This is a genomic window from Spirosoma flavus (assembly GCF_054778555.1).
Genome location: NZ_BAAGZL010000005.1, coordinates 304,845 through 323,160 on the forward strand (window position 1 = coordinate 304,845; position 18,316 = coordinate 323,160).

At 49.2% G+C, this 18,316-nt stretch carries 16 protein-coding genes; 7 read left to right on the plus strand and 9 right to left on the minus strand.

The genetic code is table 11. The features are described 5' to 3' along the window. Positions 1–95: 95 nt before the first annotated feature. The gene (locus ACYVF1_RS25065) at positions 96–1,322 is read right to left on the minus strand and encodes a PQQ-dependent sugar dehydrogenase (RefSeq protein ID WP_461084089.1); all 1,227 of its coding nucleotides are present in this window, start codon (positions 1,320–1,322) and stop codon (positions 96–98) included. 266 nt (positions 1,323–1,588) lie between these two features. Between ACYVF1_RS25065 and ACYVF1_RS25070 the strand changes: the two genes are divergently transcribed. Continuing rightward, positions 1,589–1,996, plus strand: a complete 408-nt coding sequence (locus tag ACYVF1_RS25070; RefSeq protein ID WP_461084091.1) for a PadR family transcriptional regulator — start codon at positions 1,589–1,591, stop codon at positions 1,994–1,996. Between the two features lie 21 nt (positions 1,997–2,017). Continuing rightward, a complete protein-coding gene (locus tag ACYVF1_RS25075) occupies positions 2,018–4,522 on the plus strand; it encodes a PspC domain-containing protein (RefSeq protein WP_461084093.1) in 2,505 nt (834 codons plus the stop codon). Between the two features lie 105 nt (positions 4,523–4,627). Here ACYVF1_RS25075 and ACYVF1_RS25080 read toward each other — a convergent pair whose 3' ends face one another. From ACYVF1_RS25080 to ACYVF1_RS25115, 8 genes are all read right to left on the minus strand, one after another. Further along, on the minus strand, positions 4,628–5,707 hold the full coding sequence (locus tag ACYVF1_RS25080; RefSeq protein WP_461084095.1) for an AI-2E family transporter: 1,080 nt from the start codon (positions 5,705–5,707) through the stop codon (positions 4,628–4,630). Positions 5,708–6,180: 473 nt separating this feature from the next. Next, the gene (locus tag ACYVF1_RS25085; RefSeq protein ID WP_461084097.1) at positions 6,181–7,563 is read right to left on the minus strand and encodes an L-serine ammonia-lyase; all 1,383 of its coding nucleotides are present in this window, start codon (positions 7,561–7,563) and stop codon (positions 6,181–6,183) included. Positions 7,564–7,625: 62 nt separating this feature from the next. Then, positions 7,626–8,381: an oxygenase MpaB family protein gene (locus tag ACYVF1_RS25090; protein WP_461084099.1), complete on the minus strand. Its 756-nt coding sequence runs from the start codon at positions 8,379–8,381 to the stop codon at positions 7,626–7,628. A gap of 76 nt (positions 8,382–8,457) precedes the next feature. Continuing rightward, complete coding sequence (locus ACYVF1_RS25095) at positions 8,458–9,189, minus strand: OmpA family protein (protein ID WP_461084101.1); 732 nt, start codon at positions 9,187–9,189, stop codon at positions 8,458–8,460. Positions 9,190–9,267: 78 nt separating this feature from the next. Next, complete coding sequence (locus ACYVF1_RS25100) at positions 9,268–9,768, minus strand: GNAT family N-acetyltransferase (protein ID WP_461084104.1); 501 nt, start codon at positions 9,766–9,768, stop codon at positions 9,268–9,270. 45 nt (positions 9,769–9,813) lie between these two features. Beyond that, complete coding sequence (locus ACYVF1_RS25105; protein ID WP_461084106.1) at positions 9,814–10,173, minus strand: cupin domain-containing protein; 360 nt, start codon at positions 10,171–10,173, stop codon at positions 9,814–9,816. A 62-nt stretch (positions 10,174–10,235) separates the two neighbouring features. Then, positions 10,236–12,134 (minus strand): redoxin domain-containing protein, encoded by a 1,899-nt coding sequence (locus ACYVF1_RS25110; RefSeq protein ID WP_461084108.1) that lies wholly within the window; start codon positions 12,132–12,134, stop codon positions 10,236–10,238. 74 nt (positions 12,135–12,208) lie between these two features. After that, positions 12,209–13,672: a sodium:solute symporter gene (locus tag ACYVF1_RS25115; protein WP_461084109.1), complete on the minus strand. Its 1,464-nt coding sequence runs from the start codon at positions 13,670–13,672 to the stop codon at positions 12,209–12,211. 156 nt (positions 13,673–13,828) lie between these two features. Here ACYVF1_RS25115 and ACYVF1_RS25120 point away from each other — a divergent pair, with 156 nt between their 5' ends. The 5 genes from ACYVF1_RS25120 to chrA all read left to right on the plus strand — a co-directional run bounded on the left by ACYVF1_RS25120 (position 13,829) and on the right by chrA (position 18,269). Then, entirely contained in the window at positions 13,829–14,119 is a 291-nt protein-coding gene (locus ACYVF1_RS25120) for an ATP-dependent Clp protease adaptor ClpS (RefSeq protein ID WP_461084111.1), read from the plus strand. Between the two features lie 106 nt (positions 14,120–14,225). Next, positions 14,226–14,837 carry a recombination mediator RecR gene (gene recR / locus ACYVF1_RS25125; protein WP_461084113.1) on the plus strand — a complete coding sequence of 204 codons (612 nt, stop codon included), beginning with the start codon at positions 14,226–14,228 and terminating at the stop codon, positions 14,835–14,837. Positions 14,838–15,100: 263 nt separating this feature from the next. Further along, a complete protein-coding gene (locus ACYVF1_RS25130) occupies positions 15,101–15,790 on the plus strand; it encodes a superoxide dismutase (RefSeq protein WP_461084115.1) in 690 nt (229 codons plus the stop codon). A gap of 175 nt (positions 15,791–15,965) precedes the next feature. Then, positions 15,966–16,925, plus strand: a complete 960-nt coding sequence (locus tag ACYVF1_RS25135) for an isopenicillin N synthase family dioxygenase (protein ID WP_461084117.1) — start codon at positions 15,966–15,968, stop codon at positions 16,923–16,925. A gap of 138 nt (positions 16,926–17,063) precedes the next feature. Then, the gene (gene chrA / locus ACYVF1_RS25140) at positions 17,064–18,269 is read left to right on the plus strand and encodes a chromate efflux transporter (protein ID WP_461084119.1); all 1,206 of its coding nucleotides are present in this window, start codon (positions 17,064–17,066) and stop codon (positions 18,267–18,269) included. The last annotated feature ends 47 nt before the right edge of the window (positions 18,270–18,316 follow it).

Genomic DNA, 18,316 nt, shown 5'->3' on the forward strand with positions numbered 1-18,316 from the left:
CCTATGACGGAGTAGACACTAATAAGTCTCGCAAAATCACCTGAATTCTCTGGGCTGATGGAGAAACTAACCTTAAAATTTTTATCAATATCCTATCATTTCGCCCTACTGAGCCGCTTGATAGTGCCTTGGTGATCAAGTAAATAGACTTCGCCGGTAGCGTCTTCCCCAAAGGCAGAGATGCTGCCTGCGTTGCTAAGCAGTAATTGATTATCCGTTTTTTTGCCGTTCTCGATGGCCAATGCCCAAACTTTACCGCTGGCATAATCCGCGTACAGGTATTTCCCTTCCAGAGACAAATTACGAGTGCCGCGGTAGACCACACCGCCGGTAATTGAAGTGCCTTCACTACGTCCATAGTGATGAATTGGGTCAATTAAATGGCCGGTATCACAATCGTTACGTGGGTTATAACAGCGGGCCGCTTCTTTTAGCCGCCAGCCATAATTGCCACCCTTAGTAATAATGTCAATCTCTTCAAACTCATTCTGGCCTACATCGCCCGCCCACATCTGACCGGTTTTTCGATCAAAGCTGAAACGCCACGGATTGCGCAGTCCATACGCAAAAATTTCCTCGCGATAACCTTCCCTGTTACCAGCAAACGGATTGTCGGCGGGAATTCCATACGAGCCTTTCGTCGACTTGTTGATATCAATGCGATGTATTTTGCCCAGCCAGGAAGATAGGTTCTGGGCGTAATTATGCTGATCACCCCAGGCACCGCCGTCACCGGTCGCGATGTAGAGATAACCATCGGGGCCAAACGCAATTTTGCCGCCGTTGTGGTTATCATACGGCTGATCAAATCGGAGAATAATCGTTTCGGTAGCCGGATTTACTACGTTTAACGCGGGGCCAGTTGCTTGGTAACGAGCGAGTACCGACTCCAGGGGTTGCCGCTTAGTGTAGTAAATGTAGAAGAAACCGTTCTTCCGAAAGTCGGGGTGGAAAGCCAGTCCAAGTAGTCCCATCTCTCCTTCGTCAGAAACTTTATTTGTTACGTCCAGAAAGACAGAAGCAGTCTTTACGAAAGGTTTATTGTCAAAAACTCGGACTTTACCCTCCTGCTCCAGCACAAAAATTCGATTACTGCCATCAGTTGGACACGTAAATTCAACCGGTCTGTGAAACGTCAGATTTGGAAACGCATTTTCCAATTTCCATTCAAGTGGAGACTGCTTTGTAGTTGCCGATTCTGGACGGTCGACAGCCGGAATCAAAGCGGCTGTGGCATATAAAATCAAAGCAGAAGCCAAGGCAACCATAGTGGTGCGCACTGACTTTGGCAAAAAGCCTGAATGAAAAACCAGTTTTTTCATCGTAGAAAAGCTTACTATTTTTTCGCACTCATCCAGGTAGTAAAGTAGCAATTATTTCGGCATAACCGACTAAATCACAGACTCCTGGCGGTCGAGAGTTGACTGTTTGCCGCCAGGGCCGAATTTTTGATCATCCAGAAACGACCGCTCATCCTCACTTTTTTACCATCTATACCGAAATCGATATAAAACAAACAGGGTACCTTGCATGGCATAGTACCTTAAGCTACCTTTGTCTTAGGAAATTAACGAACTCATATACACCAATGAATATTGAAAACGCTCAAGTGCAAATGCGGAAGGGCATTCTGGAGTTCTGCATTCTGCACATCATATCGCGGGGCGAAGTGTATGCCTCCGATATGCTCGACGAGCTGACCTCCGCCCGAATCATGGTGGTAGAAGGTACCCTGTACCCACTATTGACGCGATTGAAAAATGCCGGTCTGCTCGATTATAAATGGGTTGAATCGACCTCCGGGCCACCACGCAAGTACTACATCCTCACCGAGCTAGGACGCAATTCGCTTGAGGCCCTCAACGAAACCTGGCAGGAACTGGCTGAGTCGGTGAATGCCATTGTTGGCAAAGCCGAGCAACATAAAAAACCGGCCAACGGCACAACGCCCGTTACGCCTTTAACTGATCCAACCAATCCATCAGCCAACGCTTAACCTAGACGCTTCCCAAAAGCCATGAAAAAGACCATAAGCATAAATATTAGTGGCGTCATCTTCCACATTGAAGAGGACGGCTACGACAAACTGAAAAACTACCTGAGTACGGTTCAGCAGTACTTCTCGACGTACGAAGACAGTCAGGAAATCGTAACCGACATCGAAAATCGGATTGCTGAAAAATTGCTGGCTAAACTGAAAGCGGCTGATAAACAGGCAGTTTCGCTGGATGATGTCAACGAATTAACGGCCGCTATGGGCACCGTCGCTGATTTCGAAGCTGTTGAAGAAGAAGAAGTTCTGGTAACCAGCGGTGGACGAAATTCTGCGGGTGGCCGGGGGCAAGGAACACGGAGCACGGGCTTTGAAAGTGTTTCAGGTAACGCCCAGTCCCAGGCTACAGGTGCCACGATGGAACCTCGTCGGCTGGTGCGCGACCTGCGCCGAAAAACTCTCGGTGGCGTATGCGCCGGGCTGGCTCATTACTTCAACATGGACGTAGTATGGGTGCGGCTGATTTTCCTGGTGTTGTTCCTGGCGTTACCACCGATTGGTGAAGGCTTTGGCGCAGGTGTCTCCGGCTTTACGTTCATCATTTACATCGCCATGTGGATTTCACTGCCAGGTGTTATGACCATTGAAGATGATAAAACCGTAAAAAAATTCTTCCGTAACCCTGAAGACAAAGTGCTGGGTGGCGTTGCATCGGGTATTGCCGCTTATTTCGGCGTCGATACCGGCGTTATCCGGCTATTGTTCGTGCTGGGTATTGTGTTCTTCGGCGTTGGTTTTCTGTTGTATATCGTTCTGTGGATGATTGCTCCTCAGGCCAATACGCTTACCGAAAAGATGGAAATGCAGGGGCAGCCCATTACGCTTTCCAACATTGAAAACAGCATCAAGCAAAATCTGAACATCAATGATTCGCCCAGTAATGAGAGCACGTTGACCCGCGTTCTGCTGTTCCCCTTCCGGGCAATTGCCACCATCATTGGCGGTTTGGGTCGCGCGCTTGGTCCGTTGATGAACGGTGTCGTTGCCGTGATCCGGGTATTTGCCGGTGTACTTATGCTGGTGGTTGCCTTTGCGCTGATGGTAGCCTGCCTTGCTTTGCTGGGTGCCGGTACGGGCCTTGTTGGTGGTGCCTTCATGGACATCGATCTGCCGGTACGTTACGTAATGGACGACATTACGTTCCCGATGGTGCTGGCGGCTTTTCTGGTTGGTTTTTTACCCGCATTCGGTCTGGCCATTCTGGGTGTCATGCTCATCACGATGCGTAGCGTACTAAGCAGCCGTACAGCCCTAACGCTGGCTGGTGTATGGCTCATCAGCCTGTTGATTTTCGGTGGTACCACTACGCCTTTGTTTACCAGCTTCCAGCGACGGGGTGTAGTCGAGGAAACCAAAACCCTGAACGTACCAGCCCGGATTCCGACCTTTGCCCTTAACAATCAGGACGATTCCTGGCAGCCCGATCTTGACTTGGTGGGTTACGATGGCACTACGTTGAATCTGGTACAGCGATTTAAGGCCCAGGGCCGTAACCGCGCCAATGCGCAGGAAAACGCCCGAAACATCAAATACGTCTACACCGTCAAAGATTCGACGATACGTTTCGACAACACGATTGAGCTGAAATCGGGCTCGAAATTTCGGGGGCAGGAATTGGATATGGATCTGATGATTCCGTACGAAAAGCCGTTCCGCATGACGAAAGAATTTGCCTACTTTATCCGGAATGAGTTCGGTGGAAAAGAGTTTGACCGCATGGAGGCCAGTATCTGGAAGTTCACCCGCGTCGATGGTCTGGTCTGCATCAACTTCCCGCGCGAAATGGATCGTGATGGTAACGATGAAGATAACGATGTAACGGACCTGACCGATGACGTACAGGATGCTCTGGCGCACGAACTTGGTGATGATTTCGATCGTATTGGCGACCACACCCGTCAGTTCAACATCACTAACTTCTCGAAAGTCGACGTAGCAGGCGCATTTGTGGTACGTTTCCGCAAAGGTGATATGTATAAAGTGGTGGCCGACGGACGCGAAAAAGACATGAGTGATATGGACGTTCGGGTAAATGGAAGTACGCTGGAAGTGAAAATCGATCGCCGGGATGGCCTTTTCAACTGGCGTGACCGGAAACGCGTTGGGCTCACCATCACTGTGCCGAAAACTATTGATGAACTTCAGCTGTCAGGAGCATCGAAAGCTAGTCTAACCGGTTTCGAACGATATAACGGACTGAAGATCAGCATGAGCGGTGCCTGCCGGACGGTCTTCGACGGAGACGCAGATGACCTGAAACTTGATTTATCAGGTGCTTCGAACATCGTGCTACGTGGTCACGCCAATCGGTTAGAAGCTGAACTGAATGGAGCTTCAAAACTCGAAGCAACGTCGATGAACATTGATAAAGCGTCGGTCGATGCCACTGGAGCGAGCCACGCCGATCTGGGCCACGTTGGTACGCTGGACTCCGAAACATCGGGTGCGAGTAAAGTGACGCGGCAGTAATTTTAAAGAGCGAAAGAGTGAATGACCGGGCCGCCGGAGCGGTGAAAGAGCGAATAGTTCATCCGAATGGTATTCGCTCTTTCACCGCTCCGGCGGCCCGGTCATTCACTCTTTCGCTCTTTTTGTTTTCTCCACTTCCGTTTCAAGTTTCTCATCGGCTACGGCGGCTTCCTTTTCGAGCTTTTTGTTTTCCTGCTCGAACACTTGGATCAGCACGATGAAGTAGGAGAGGAGGAGCGGCCCCACAACAAGACCGAGGATACCAAAAATGGGTACGCCCAGCACAATTCCGGCCAACGTAATGAGCGGATGGATGTCGCCCATGCGCTTGGCGAGCATGATACGTAGCAGGTTATCGATGTTAATAATCACGATAACGCCCACCAGCAGAATTCCAACGCCCTGCGCCGTATTACCCTGCGACAGCTGAATCAGCCCGGCTGGCCCCCAGACGAGGGGCGTGCCAAGAAGCGGGATAAATGCCAGGAAAAAGGCAACAACTCCCCAGAAAGGGGCATCAGGTACGCCAAAAATCCAGAGTGTGAGCCCGGTTAACACACCCTGAACCAGACTTACCAGGGCCTGCCCCAATACATTGGCATTGACGTTATTTTTGAGCGACTCAGCCAGTTCCTTTTGCGTATCGCGTTTGAAAGGCAAGTATTTCTGTAGCCCTTTCGTAAACGATTCCTGATCCACAAACATGAAATACAGGGCAAAAAACATGAGACCGATAATGACAATAAAATCGAGCGCTCCACCGGCAATAGACGGTAAAAGCCGACTGGCGTAAGAGCCTGCCTGTTGCGCAATGGTTCGGATATTTTGCGGACTGGTTATCTGATAGCCAATAATATCTTCGGCGTGTTTCACCAGCTTCATAATATCGTCGGTATGCTGACTGTAATACTGAATCCGACCGATGAGCAGCAGACTGAGCGTCAGAAAAGGCATGATGATAACCACCAGCGCAAAAACAATCAGCAGGCTGGTTACGAGCGAGCGATTCCATTTGCGTTTAATTGCCAAAGCCGTAAACCACGGCCGGAAGACAACGTAGAGAATACCTGCACCGAGAAACGCCGAAATGTATCCGCTGAGGCCGAAAAGAATAAAACCGGCAATAACGAGCAGACTGGTAATGAGCAGAACGCGCTGTTGCTGGGGAGTATAAATATTAGACATACTTGCTTGAGGTAAATAATTCGTATTAAAACCTGGTTAAACCCCCGAATTGTTTAAAATGGTCCCTAACCCGATTGTCAATGGTACGTATCGTTCGGCATGATTGTCGTCTTTATTTAAGTTATTCTCAACAAATCATTAAATGGTCGCTGCCTATGCGTCAATTTCTACTTGTTTTATTCTTTACAGTGGGGGGGCTTGTTTCATTTATCTGGTACTGGTTGGCGCTAATTCATTGGGTACAGGGATTTAAATCAGGCTTTTACCCGCAAAACAATTCAGAATCAGTGCTGGAAACGGCCTTACTGATCCTGTATACTTTCCTCGGTATACGTTTCTTGAAAAGCAGAATTATGTTCTGAAAAATGCCGTTTGGTGTGAATTTTGCGGGGTAGTCTTTACGATTAAGTAATTGTCGTGTCCGAACGGTATACTTATACCGGCTACCTATTTTATTCCCGTTCGCTCAGTTTTTAACATTCCGTAGCACTCAGGGCCAGGCCGGCTTCGGAAGTTTCTTTGTATTTAGTCGACATGTCACGGCCGGTGGCTTTCATCACTTTGATCACTGCATCGAGTGAGATTTTCTGGAACGAAGCTGCTCCTGAAGTAGCCAGCAGATACGCATTGTAGGCTTTCACCGCGCCCATCGCGTTACGTTCGATGCAAGGGATCTGAACGTAGCCACCAATAGGATCACACGTCATGCCGAGATGGTGTTCAATGGCAATTTCTGCCGACGCTTCAATGGAACTGATGTCTGCTACGTCCTGCGAACACCGGGTCAGGAAAGCAGCTCCCATCGCCGAAGCCGTACCCACTTCGCCCATGCAGCCCATTTCGGCGCCTGAAATGCTGGCGTTATGTTTCACCAGAAAGCCAATGGCGGCTGCGGCCAGCATACCGGCACGTAATGTCGCGCGGTCGTAATGAAAATGATGTTTTGCCAGATACGTCAGTCCCGGAATCACTCCCGACGCGCCCGACGTAGGAGCCGTGACAACAATACCTCCGGCGGCATTCTCCTCCGATGCCGCTAAGCAATACGCATTCAGGAAAATCAGAAAACTGTCGGACGACTGACTCATGCCTTTGGCCTGCTGAAACAGAATCGGCGCTTTCCGGCTCAGCTTAATCGAACCAGGAAGCGTGCCTTTATGTCGCAATCCACGCCGAACAGCTTTATGCATAAAGTCCAGAATCTGGTCGATACGTTGGTTCACTTCAGCTCTGCTACGTCCGGTGAGCGCCATTTCGTTCGCCATTAGTACGTCGTCCAGCGTTAAATTACACGTAGTAAGCTGGGCCTTCAGTTCAGCCATTGTACTGTACGGATACGGAACGCTACGTTGGTTTGGAGATTCTTCCGGTTCGCCTTTTCGAATGATAAACCCCCCGCCAATGGAATAGTATTCTTCTCCAGCCAGCGTTTGCTCACCCGCTTTTAATTTCAGCACCATCGTATTGGCGTAGGGCGAATCGTAGCGTTTCCGCTCAAAATGTATCTCTGGCACACCAACCAGTATGGTACGTTCACCAACCGGAACCGGATACGTAACGGTGGCATCGCGCAGGAGCTTTAGCAGTTCGTCGGGATCGGTTGTTTCGGGTTGCCAGCCGAGTAAACCAGCTACAACAGCCCGGTCGGTGCCGTGCCCTTTTCCCGTAGCACTTAACGAACCATACAAGTGAACATGAAGGCTATCAGCCTGTTGCTGAACCTCGAAAGGAAGTTGGGCAAGCCGTTGCCGGAAATCGAAAGCAGCTTTCATGGGGCCAATCGTATGCGAACTCGATGGTCCCGGCCCCACCTTAAACAGGTCGAAGACTGACGTAGTAATAGGCGAAGAAGTCATGTTGATGAAGTAAAGTATTGTTTCAGGTTTGAGCAACGACTCAAACCTGAAACTTGACATAATTACCGGTCTAAACTACGAATCTGTTGTAAATATTCCGTAGGTAGTAAGACGCGCTGCACAAAGGAACGTAGTCCGAGGGCGTTTAGCAGGGAGTATAAACCGAGCGAATACGTCAGCAGTGGTTTCTTAGGAAGGGTCAGCAATTGACTGACTTGTCTGGGTACCAGAATCGACTGAACCTGACGTAGTAAATCATAACGCCAATTTCCTAGTTCCTCCCGGTATCGCTGAAATAATTTATCAGTGAACGCACTATGAACTAAATCGCGGTTCAAATGAGCTTCACGATCAATTCGCCAGGCTTCATACGTAGTGGGTAAATCCGGAACTTTCATCCCTGCGCCAACCTGATGGAACGTATGAAACAGTTCTTCTCTTTCCGGATTTGTCAAGGGGCGGTGCAGGGTTTCAAACGCCCGTTCCGAATAGTCAATCAGCATGTACAGAACGTCCCGATAAGCCCAGTCTGGAATGGCATAGCCCCGTTTTTGTTCTATACCCGTATGAATTGAACCCATCCGCGCAATGGCTTGTCGGGCTTTATCGTCGGGCTGAAAAACGATTTCCTGCGCGTAGCGAACCGTCGAAAATAGCCGGCCGATCGGATCGGCGGGGAGTTTTCCCGTAAAAAAAAGCCAGTCAACCGCTTTGTTCAGCGCAAATTCAGCCGCCGAACCCGCGAAGACCAGCAAAATAACATCGGCATCGCCCCAAATCTGGCGGACAATCGAGCCGGGTTTAACAAAAAAAGACATTGTTGAAGGTTGTCAGTCAGCAGTTGTCAGTCGAACGTAACGCTGGTAGTTGGACGCGCTACGTTTGACAATCAAGTTACAACGCTAATACAACGAATTCAACGCGTCGGTTCTTTCGTTTGTTCTCTTCTGAATCATTAGGTGCCGCCGGATGCTTGTCGCCATAACCGGAAGCCTTTAATCGGTCCTCAACAATACCACTTCGGACGAGGTAGTTTCGGATAATCTTCGCTCGATTTTCGGACAATAGCTGATTCAAACGCCGGTCGCCAACATTGTCGGTATGGCCAGCGATTTCGATAACGAGTTTAGGCGTAGTTGCTAGTGTTTTTGCCAGCTTGTTCAACTGCGGATATGACTCGGGACGTAGCACGTAGCTGCTCTGATCGAAATACACATTATCGAGTCGGAACGCCTGATTGACCTGTAAATTTCGGAAGACTGTATCGGCTTTGGGGTCCAGCTTTTCGAGACGTACTGTGTAGCCATAATCCGGGCACGTATCGCACGTAACGGTCATCAGTTCTTCAACTTCGTAATAGCCTGGCGAACTGGTTATTACGTTCAACGTATCGGCTTGCGTGAGAATAAACGAAAAGGTTTTACCACCCGGCTCGCTTTTGCCCTTGAAGGTTTTCTTCGCTTTTTTCGCTTCAATTGTAAATTGAGCCGGTAACTCATTCGACGTCTTGTCATCGACCGCCGAAATGGTGAACACGGTTTGCTTCGCTTTTTTAATCAACTGTTGGGCAAATAGCGGAGCCGTCATCAGCCAACCGAGCAATAGGAGAGGTACAACGCGTATCATGGTCTTAGGTTATCTCTACAGATAAGCCTTACCGCAAAAGAAGTGCCGGTTTTTCGAAATGAGGTCTATGCTACGTCCCTAAAGACGTTTTTCGTAGGCCAGAAACCGCAAACCGGGCCGAAAGCCAAGCGTAATTTCACCAGCGTAACGATACCCCAGTTTAGGGAAAAGCTTCTGAGTAGCCTGATTTTCAGAGTTCGTATCGATACGTAAAAAAGCAATGTTACGTTCGTAGGCCAACGTTTCGGCCTTTGTTAACAAAGCGGCTGCTACGCCTTTTCCCTGAAAAGCAGGATCAACAGCAAGCCGATGCGTAACGACCGCACGCTGGCTCAGATCGAATCCAACCTGAGCATATTCGGGTTCCTGATCTTCGGTCAGCGCTGCTACACCCGCAATTTGGCCGTCGATGTCGGCTACCCATAACTGACTGTGCGAAATGTCCTGTCGGAAAACGGCTTCGTTCGGATACGTATCATCCCACTGAAAATTTCCGGATGCGCGCATCAGAGGTACTACGTTCCGAATAAGTAGTAACAGGGCGGGAATATCGTCGGTTGTGGCAGGGCGAATGGTCATGCTACGTAGCAAATTGGAGCTAAACTGCTTATTAGGAATATATTATCAAGGCACACTGACACGGTCACCGTGGCTTTTGGGCATTGACGTAACGGTAAACCAAAGATCATTTGCGGATTCGTTTCGCATCTGATGAGCAACCATCGGAGGAATTTCTACGCCTTCATGAACACGTAATACGTGTAATTCCTTGCCAATTTCCATCGTTGCTTCTCCTGCGAGAATGAAGAAAAACTGCCGCGACTGCTGGTGGTAATGTTTCACTTCGGCAGTGCCCGGCGGCATCCGTTCCTGAATGATGCTAAGCGAATCCGACTTCACCAGATGCCAGCCATCGCACTGATTACCCCAATTGTAATGCTCGGCGGTATGTTTACTGATGGGGCAAATCAATTTGTCTTCCATTTGTTAGGTTAATACGTTTCCTGCATTTTTTGTCCGGCTGACGATGCAAGCCGGACAAAAAATTACTTCCCTTCTTTCAGCATTTCCACCACGAGAGCCAGTTCTTCAACAGTGGCTTCGGGGTCGCCGGAGAATCCGATGGTTCTGTAGCGTACCCGGCCATCAGGACCGATCACTACTTTGGTCGGGATACCCCTCACTTTGTAGGCATTGGCTACTTTCTGCTGTGTATCAACGGGTACCACAAAATTATAGGAGGGGTGCTTGTCCATAAAGTTATAGATGCGTTGCATCGGGCCACCTTCGCGCGTATTCACGAATAAAAACTTGACGTTCGGATCACTCTGAAACTTGTTTTGCGCCTGCTGCATGGCTGGAAATGAAGCAACACAAGGCCCACACCAGGTAGCCCAGAAATCGAGCACAATCACTTTTCCTTTAAACGCCGACGATGATATGGTGCGTCCTTTCAGGTCAGTGAGGGAAAAGGCGGGTGCTGGTTCGTTGATAAACTGCTGCGCTAGTTCGTCACGTTTATCGGCGCGGATGTCTGCTTCCAGTTCCGCTACGTAAGCATCAGCCTTCGCGAGGTTGTTTCCCGGTTGTTTAGCATACCAGTCGCGCAGGGCCGTCTTCAGGCCGAGGTTCGCTTTGCCAATCTGCACCGCCGATTCGATATAAGGACGTACTGCTTCCACCTGATTGGTACGTATCGCACAAAGTAAATAACGCTCGTTGACTCGGGCGTCGCTGTTATCGACGTCGTCGGTCGGAATCACATCTTTATAAATAGGAAACGCATCGGCGAATTTGCCCTGCTGTTCCAGCGCGCGGGCATACGTATTCATAAGTTGCCGCGAACGAGTGCGCTGATCAGTTTCCCACGAATTGCTGGGTTTTTGGGGCCTGGGCTGTCCTTTAAAAACAGAAATTGCTCGTTTGATGAGAAATTCGGATTCTGTTAGCGATCGTTTTTCATCGGCTAATTGAAATGCGATGGTATTCAAAACTAGTATGTCGGTTTGTGCGGCTGGGAGCGGCTCAATAAACTTCACTAGACCAGCAATGTCGTTGTTTTTGAAATACCCGTCGGTCATCACTACAGCCAGCCCCGGCAGGTGAGTTGAGGTCGGGAATTCCTGAATAAATGCCTGATAGGCCGCTTTTCTCTTGGTCCAGTCCGGTTCGTTACGTACTGCGTTGGCCCGATCTTTCTGCACAAGCGAGCCCGCCGGGTCGAGTGATTTCATCCGTTCACGTAGTGCGGTAGCTTTGGGAAAATCGCCCATGCTCTCATACAAAAGAGCGGCTGTTGTAAGCTCGCTGGCAGTAGGAGATGGTCGCGACGCGAGGTATGATTCAATGCCAGCTTTTACAACTGGACCGTAGCCGGGTTTGCGTTGTTTGATTTGAGCCGCCAGCAGATCAGACCAGTAATGCGGCTGTAAATCAGGGTTCATCAGTAACTCGTGCTGGTAAAGCGTTACCACCCAATTGGGGTCGAAGCGAGTGCCGGTCTCGTTCAGGAAATGACTCCGCGTAAACACCGATGCCTGTCCGCCAACCGCGTGCGGCATAATTTTACCAGCGGCATCATATACGGGAATAACATACAATTGCCCTTTGTTTAGGTCAGTACGTCTCGGCTGGGCGCTATTTCGAAAGAATAACATCGTGCCCATTACGTCTTTTTTGGGCATGTATAACTGCCCAATGTAATCGTTTCCCTGACGTACTAACGTAACGGTCGTTGGGCGACTGATATGCATATTGGCTGGCGTGCCGTAGCGAACGTAGCGCCCTTCGAGCGTTGTGTCGGAGGCTAAGGACGTACTTTGTGGCGTGTACGTAAACGACACCATCTGGCCAATCTGCGGACGTTCGGGGGTGAAGCAGAACTGCGCGTTGGCGGTACGTAAAATGATTAGTGAAAAGAGGAGAAAGGAAGGAGTAAATTTCATAACAGAGCTAAATGAATTAGTAATGTCTTTACAATTATAGCCTACAGTTAAAGCTATGGCTTGAAAAAGCTTAATTAAACCGAAACGGGTTCTTCCTGTTTCACCGATTTGGACACGATTAAAAGTCCGATAAATGTAAAGAGGCCGTTAAGCAAAAGCCGTTCAAAACCAAACTGGTAACCGCCGAACCAGACCGCCGAATTCTGATTCACAATGTAGGTAAACACCGGCGACGCCAGACAGATAAACGGCACAGCGCCGTCAATAACCGGCCGTTTGCTGAAGATTCCGAACGCGTATAAACCCAGCAGAGGGCCATACGTATAACCGGCAATGTCGAAAACGGCAGTGATGACTTCCTTACTGTTAAGCTGTCGAAAAACGATGATCACTACGTAAAACAATAACGAGAAACCAATGTGAACAATGTGTTTGATACGTGCCCGGGCGGCTTCCGGACGTTTTTCTACGTCCATAAAATCGACGCAAAACGAAGTTGTCAGGGCGGTTAGGGCGGAGTCGGCGCTGGCATACGTAGCGGCTGTGATGCCCAGCAGGAACGTAATACCTACTACTAAACCAAGGTGATTCAGCGCCAGCATGGGGTACAAATCGTCGGTACGTTCGGGAATGGCGATTCCTTCGCGCTGAGCAAAAGCGTAAAGTAAAACGCCCAGCGACAGGAACATGAAGTTGACGAAGACCAGCGTAACGGTGAACCAGAACATGTTTTTCTGAGCCTCGCCGATGTTTTTGCAGGTCAGATTTTTCTGCATTAGGTCCTGATCCAGCCCCGTCATGACAATGGCGATAAAAGCGCCCGAGATAAACTGTTTGAAGAAGTTCTTGGAGTCATTACCATCCCAATAAAAAATCTGCGACATGGGACTGTCTGTAACCGTATTCACTAATCCCGAAAAAGACAGATTTAATTCTTTGGCGATCAGGAAAATGGTTAAAACTACCGCCGTGATCAGAAAAACCGTCTGTAACGTATCCGTTACGATAATGGTTTTAACGCCCCCTTTGAATGTATAAATCCAGATAAGGCCAATCGTAATCAGCACGGATACTTCGAACGGGATGCCCAGTGGCGTAAACAGGGCCAGTTGCAATACACCAGCCGCTACGTAGAGACGTACCGCCGAACCAACCGTTCGCGATAGCAGAAAGAAACCCGCGCCAGTCTTATACGACCAGAAACCAAAGCGTTTTTCGAGATAGCCGTATATCGAAATGAGATTCAGGCGGTAATAGAGCGGCATCAATACCGAGCCAATCACGAAATAACCGATGATGTACCCCAGAACGACCTGAAAATAAGAAAAACCGATTTTTCCGACCGCGCCCGGCACCGAAATAAACGTAACACCCGACAACGACGTACCAATCATGCCAAAAGCCACTAACCACCAGGGAGACTGTCGATTAGCCGTAAAGAACGTAGTAGTATCGGCACCGCGGGCGGTGTAAAACGAAACGGCAATCAACATGCCGAAATAGGCAACTAAAATGACTAACGCAAGTGTTGTATTCATGTAGGAATTGACGAGTTACGGCTATGAATTATGTGGCAAAATCAACGATTTTCGAGTGACCAAAATTCTGATTCTTACCACGTAAATCGTCATACGTAATTCGCTTATGTGGTCAAATTTTCGTAAATTTGCTAAGTAAACACGCTTTTCGCTCCCATGCAACCTTTTGAAAAAAACGACTGGTCGACTGAGGTGGATGTACTCGACGAAGTAGTAGAAACCGACGTACATAATCTCGTGGTTTTCAACGACGATGTCAATACGTTCGACCATGTGATTGAAACGCTTATCGACGTGTGCAAACATACGCCCGAACAGGCTGAGCAGTGCACCCTGCTGATCCATTACAAAGGCAAGTGCACAGTTAAAAACGGCTCATGGGATGAACTCGTGCCGATGCGTAACGAAATCTGCCGTCGGGGCATCTCGGCGGAAGTCTTGAATTAAAGAGCGAAATCGGACCGCCGACGTGGAGTGAATGAGTGAATAAGCGATATTAGCTTGGCAGCACTCTTTCGCTCTTTCGCTCTTTCACTCTCTAATCAAAACTCCCTTGGAATACCCCTCCAAACTTATAGAAGACGCGGTCAATGAGGTGTCGAAGCTGCCGGGGATTGGCAAAAAAACGGCTCTCCGCTTGGTGCTCCACCTGTTGAAACGCGACGAAGACCAAACCGAACTATTGGCGCAGAGTTTGACGGCCATGCGGACGAAAGTCAAATATTGCCGCAAATGCCATAATTTATCCGACCACGATCTGTGCAGTATCTGCGCGAGTAACAGGCGCGACCAATCGCTGATTTGCGTGGTTGAGGATACGCGTGACGTACTGGCCATCGAAAATACAGCGCAGTACAAAGGACTTTACCACGTTTTGGGCGGCATTATTTCGCCGGTAGAAGGTATTGGTCCCAGCGACCTCCAGATTGATTCGCTTATTGCTCGTTTACAGGGGCAGGAAGGTGAACAGGTACGTGAAATTATCCTGGCCATCAGTCCGACTATGGAAGGCGACACGACGGCATTTTATCTGCAAAAAAAGCTGAAGCCGTTCAGTCTGAAAATTTCGACCATTGCGCGCGGTGTACCTATCGGTGGCGATCTTGAATACGCTGATGAAGTGACGCTTGGACGTAGTATCCTGAGCCGAATTGCTTACGAATAATTATTAATGTAGAAGCCAAGCCCGGCTTGGTCACGGATTAGTAAAGTCAGATTTTCTACACGGGCCAAGCTCCAGCTTGGCCCGTACATTTTTGGTCAAGCACTAGTGCTGCGTGTGGTTGGGTACAAAAAACTCGTTTATTTGCGTCTGCGTCGTATTGTGTGCTGAACATTTACCAAAGAGATGGGTTTTTTGTTCAACCCCTTATCGGGCAGACGGTACGTCATAGACGCTTTGTTTTTCTTCCCAAAATCAACATTCGCATGAATCGCTCCGAGTTTTTAAAATTGGCCTTCGGTGCTTCGGCTGGTTTAGTTGCCTTCCGTTCGTTTGGATTTTCGCCTGCACAGGCCGAAGGTCCGTTTAAGCTGGCTCCGCTGCCCTTCGACGCGGGTGCGCTCGAACCGCACATCGATAAAATGACGATGGAAATTCACCACGACAAGCACCATAAAGCCTACGTCGATAACCTCAACAAAGCCGTTGCCGGAACCGACATGGCAAAGATGGATATCGAGGCTCTGGTGAAAAGCGTGAATGCCAGCACGCCAGCCGCCGTACGTAACAATGCTGGTGGTCACTGGAACCATACGTTCTTCTGGAACATTCTCGGCCCCGGCGGTGGCGCACCCAAAGGAGCTCTCGCAGATGCTATCAACAAGAAATTCGGCTCGTTCGATAATTTCAAAACCGAGTGGGGCAAAGCTGCTACGGGCCGTTTCGGCTCGGGCTGGGTGTGGCTTATCAAAAACGGCAACGACATCGAAATCACGTCAACACCCAATCAGGATAATCCGCTCATGGCACTCGCCGAGAAAAAAGGGACGCCTGTCCTTGGTCTCGACGTTTGGGAACATGCTTATTACCTGAAATACCAAAACCGACGTCCTGAATACGTAACGGCTTTCTGGAACGTAGTAGACTGGAATAAAGTCGGGAAGAATTTTGGGTAATACGTATTGAGTTATAAACCGGTTTGCTGGAGCAGTTGTAGGGTTATAGGGTTGTAAAGTTAGCTGACGTAAATCATACGAACGCATGAACTTTGCACCCTTATAACCCTACAACCGCATCGGCGGACCGTTTATAACTTTACATTCATTATTTTTGTCAAAATAGCTTTCGTCTATGTTATCCGAAGAATTATACAACGAAATCCCGTCACTTGATCTGGCTGATTTTACCTCCGGCGACCCCGACCGGAAGGCCCGTTTTGTGCAGGATTTAGGTCGCGCCTTTAATCAGATTGGCTTTGTGGCCATTCGTAATCATGGCCTGACCGACGAGCTAACCAAACGACTATATGATTCGGCAACGCAATTTTTCCAGTCGCCTGATAGCACCAAGCAGAAATATGAACATCCCGAACTGAATGGTCAACGGGGTTATATTGGTAAGGGAAAAGAAACCGCTAAAGGCTTTAAAGTTGCCGACCTGAAGGAGTTTTACCACATCGGTCAGCCGGAGCCAGAAGGCGATATGCCTGGTAACGTTTATCCTGAAGAATTTCCTGAGTTCAGCGAGTCGACTGTGGAAGCGTATCGTACCCTCGAAAACGCCGGTAAGCAGTTGCTACGTGCCATCGCTCTTTATCTGAATCTGCCCGAAAATTATTTCGACGATAAAGTACGTAACGGGGACAGCATTCTACGGGCACTGCATTACTTCCCGCTCGACCCAGAAACCACGCCAGACGGAGCCGTACGAGCCGCAGCGCACGGTGATATCAATCTCATTACGTTGTTGATGGGCGCTTCGGCCGATGGGCTGGAAGTGCTACGTCGGGATGGGAAATGGATTGGCATTACCGCCCTGCCCGATCAGGTAGTTGTGAACGTTGGCGACATGCTCGACCGGCTCACGAATCACAAATTGAAATCGACCATTCACCAGGTTGTGAATCCCCCCCGAGAGAAGATGAACCAGTCGCGCTATTCGATTCCGTTCTTCATGCACCCACGTGGCGATATGGATTTAACAAGCCTGGAAAGTTGTATTGATGCCCAGCATCCAAAACTCTACGTTGACATGACCGCTGGCGAGTTTCTGGACGAACGACTCATGGAATTGGGATTAAAGAAAAAATAGTCATTCGCAATAAGACACCGATTTTTATGATCCCTGTGATTTGTGCAGATCGTAATCAACCATAGGAATTATAAAAATCGGTGTCCTATTGCGAATAGTTGCGTTTGTGACTCCCTAACCCTAATTGACTCGTAACGCATGTTGCCCTATCTGACCACAGTTAAACCTGTACGTCGAATCCGATACATCATCTTCCTGAAAGATGTGCTGATTCTGGCGCTTACTACGTTTGGCGGTCCGCAGGTGCATCTGGCTATGCTTCACGACCTTTTTGTTCGAAAACGACGCTACGTTTCGGAAAGTGAATTGATGGAATTGAACGCCCTTGGGCAGGTATTGCCGGGGCCAACATCTACGCAGACCATCACGGCCATTGGGTTTAAAATTGGCGGCCCGAATCTGGCATATCTAACGCTTTTGGTGTGGGTGATGCCCGCCGTCAGTATTATGACGGCTGCAGCAATCGGGATCTATTATCTTGAACGCCACAATCTCTCCCTGCAATTTACTCGCTTCATTCAACCAATGGCCGTCGGATTTCTGGTAGTGGCTGGTTATCGGATCGGGCGAATTGTAATAAAAGACAAAATCAGCCTGGCACTGGCACTGACGGCCGCTTTGGCTGGTTACGTATTCCGGTCGCCGGTGATGACTCCCATCGTCATAGCCCTTGGCGGACTCACAACAGCCCTAACCTACGAGAAACAGCAACGAATGCCGAAAGAGCCCCTGCGAATACAGTGGGCTAATTTTTTTCTATGGCTGGGCGTTTTTGTCGCGGCTGCGTCGCTTGGGGCGGCTACGCGCTCCTTGCCGGTACGTTTGTTCGAGAACTTTTACCGCAATGGAAGCTTCGTGTTTGGGGGAGGGCAGGTTCTTACGCCCATGCTCTATAACGAGTTTGTTGCGTTCAAGCACTACCTAACGCGGGAGGAGTTTTTGTCAGGATTGGGGCTGGCGCAGGCTATTCCGGGGCCAGTTTTTGCCATTGCGCCCTACATTGGGGCATTGTCGATGCGCGATGCTGGCGTTTCCGGACAGTTGTGGGGGAGCTGCGTAGCCACGGCTGGAATATTCCTACCTGGTACGTTCCTGATCTTCTTTGTTTACCGATTTTGGGAGCAGCTAAAGCGCTATCGGGTTGTAAGAGCTTCGCTGGGGGGCATCAATGCCGCCAGCACCGGACTGACGGCCGCAGCTGCACTTGCTTTGTTTGAGCCAATGACTCCATACTGGCCATCGGTAGGAATGGTTATCATGACCATCTGCCTGCTTTTATATACCAAAATTCCCCCTTACGCGCTGATTCTGGGAGGCTTAGTGCTAGGTTTACTTATCAAATAAATTTAATATATTGCGTTGTTATGAGCAACAGGATACGTTAATGTGCC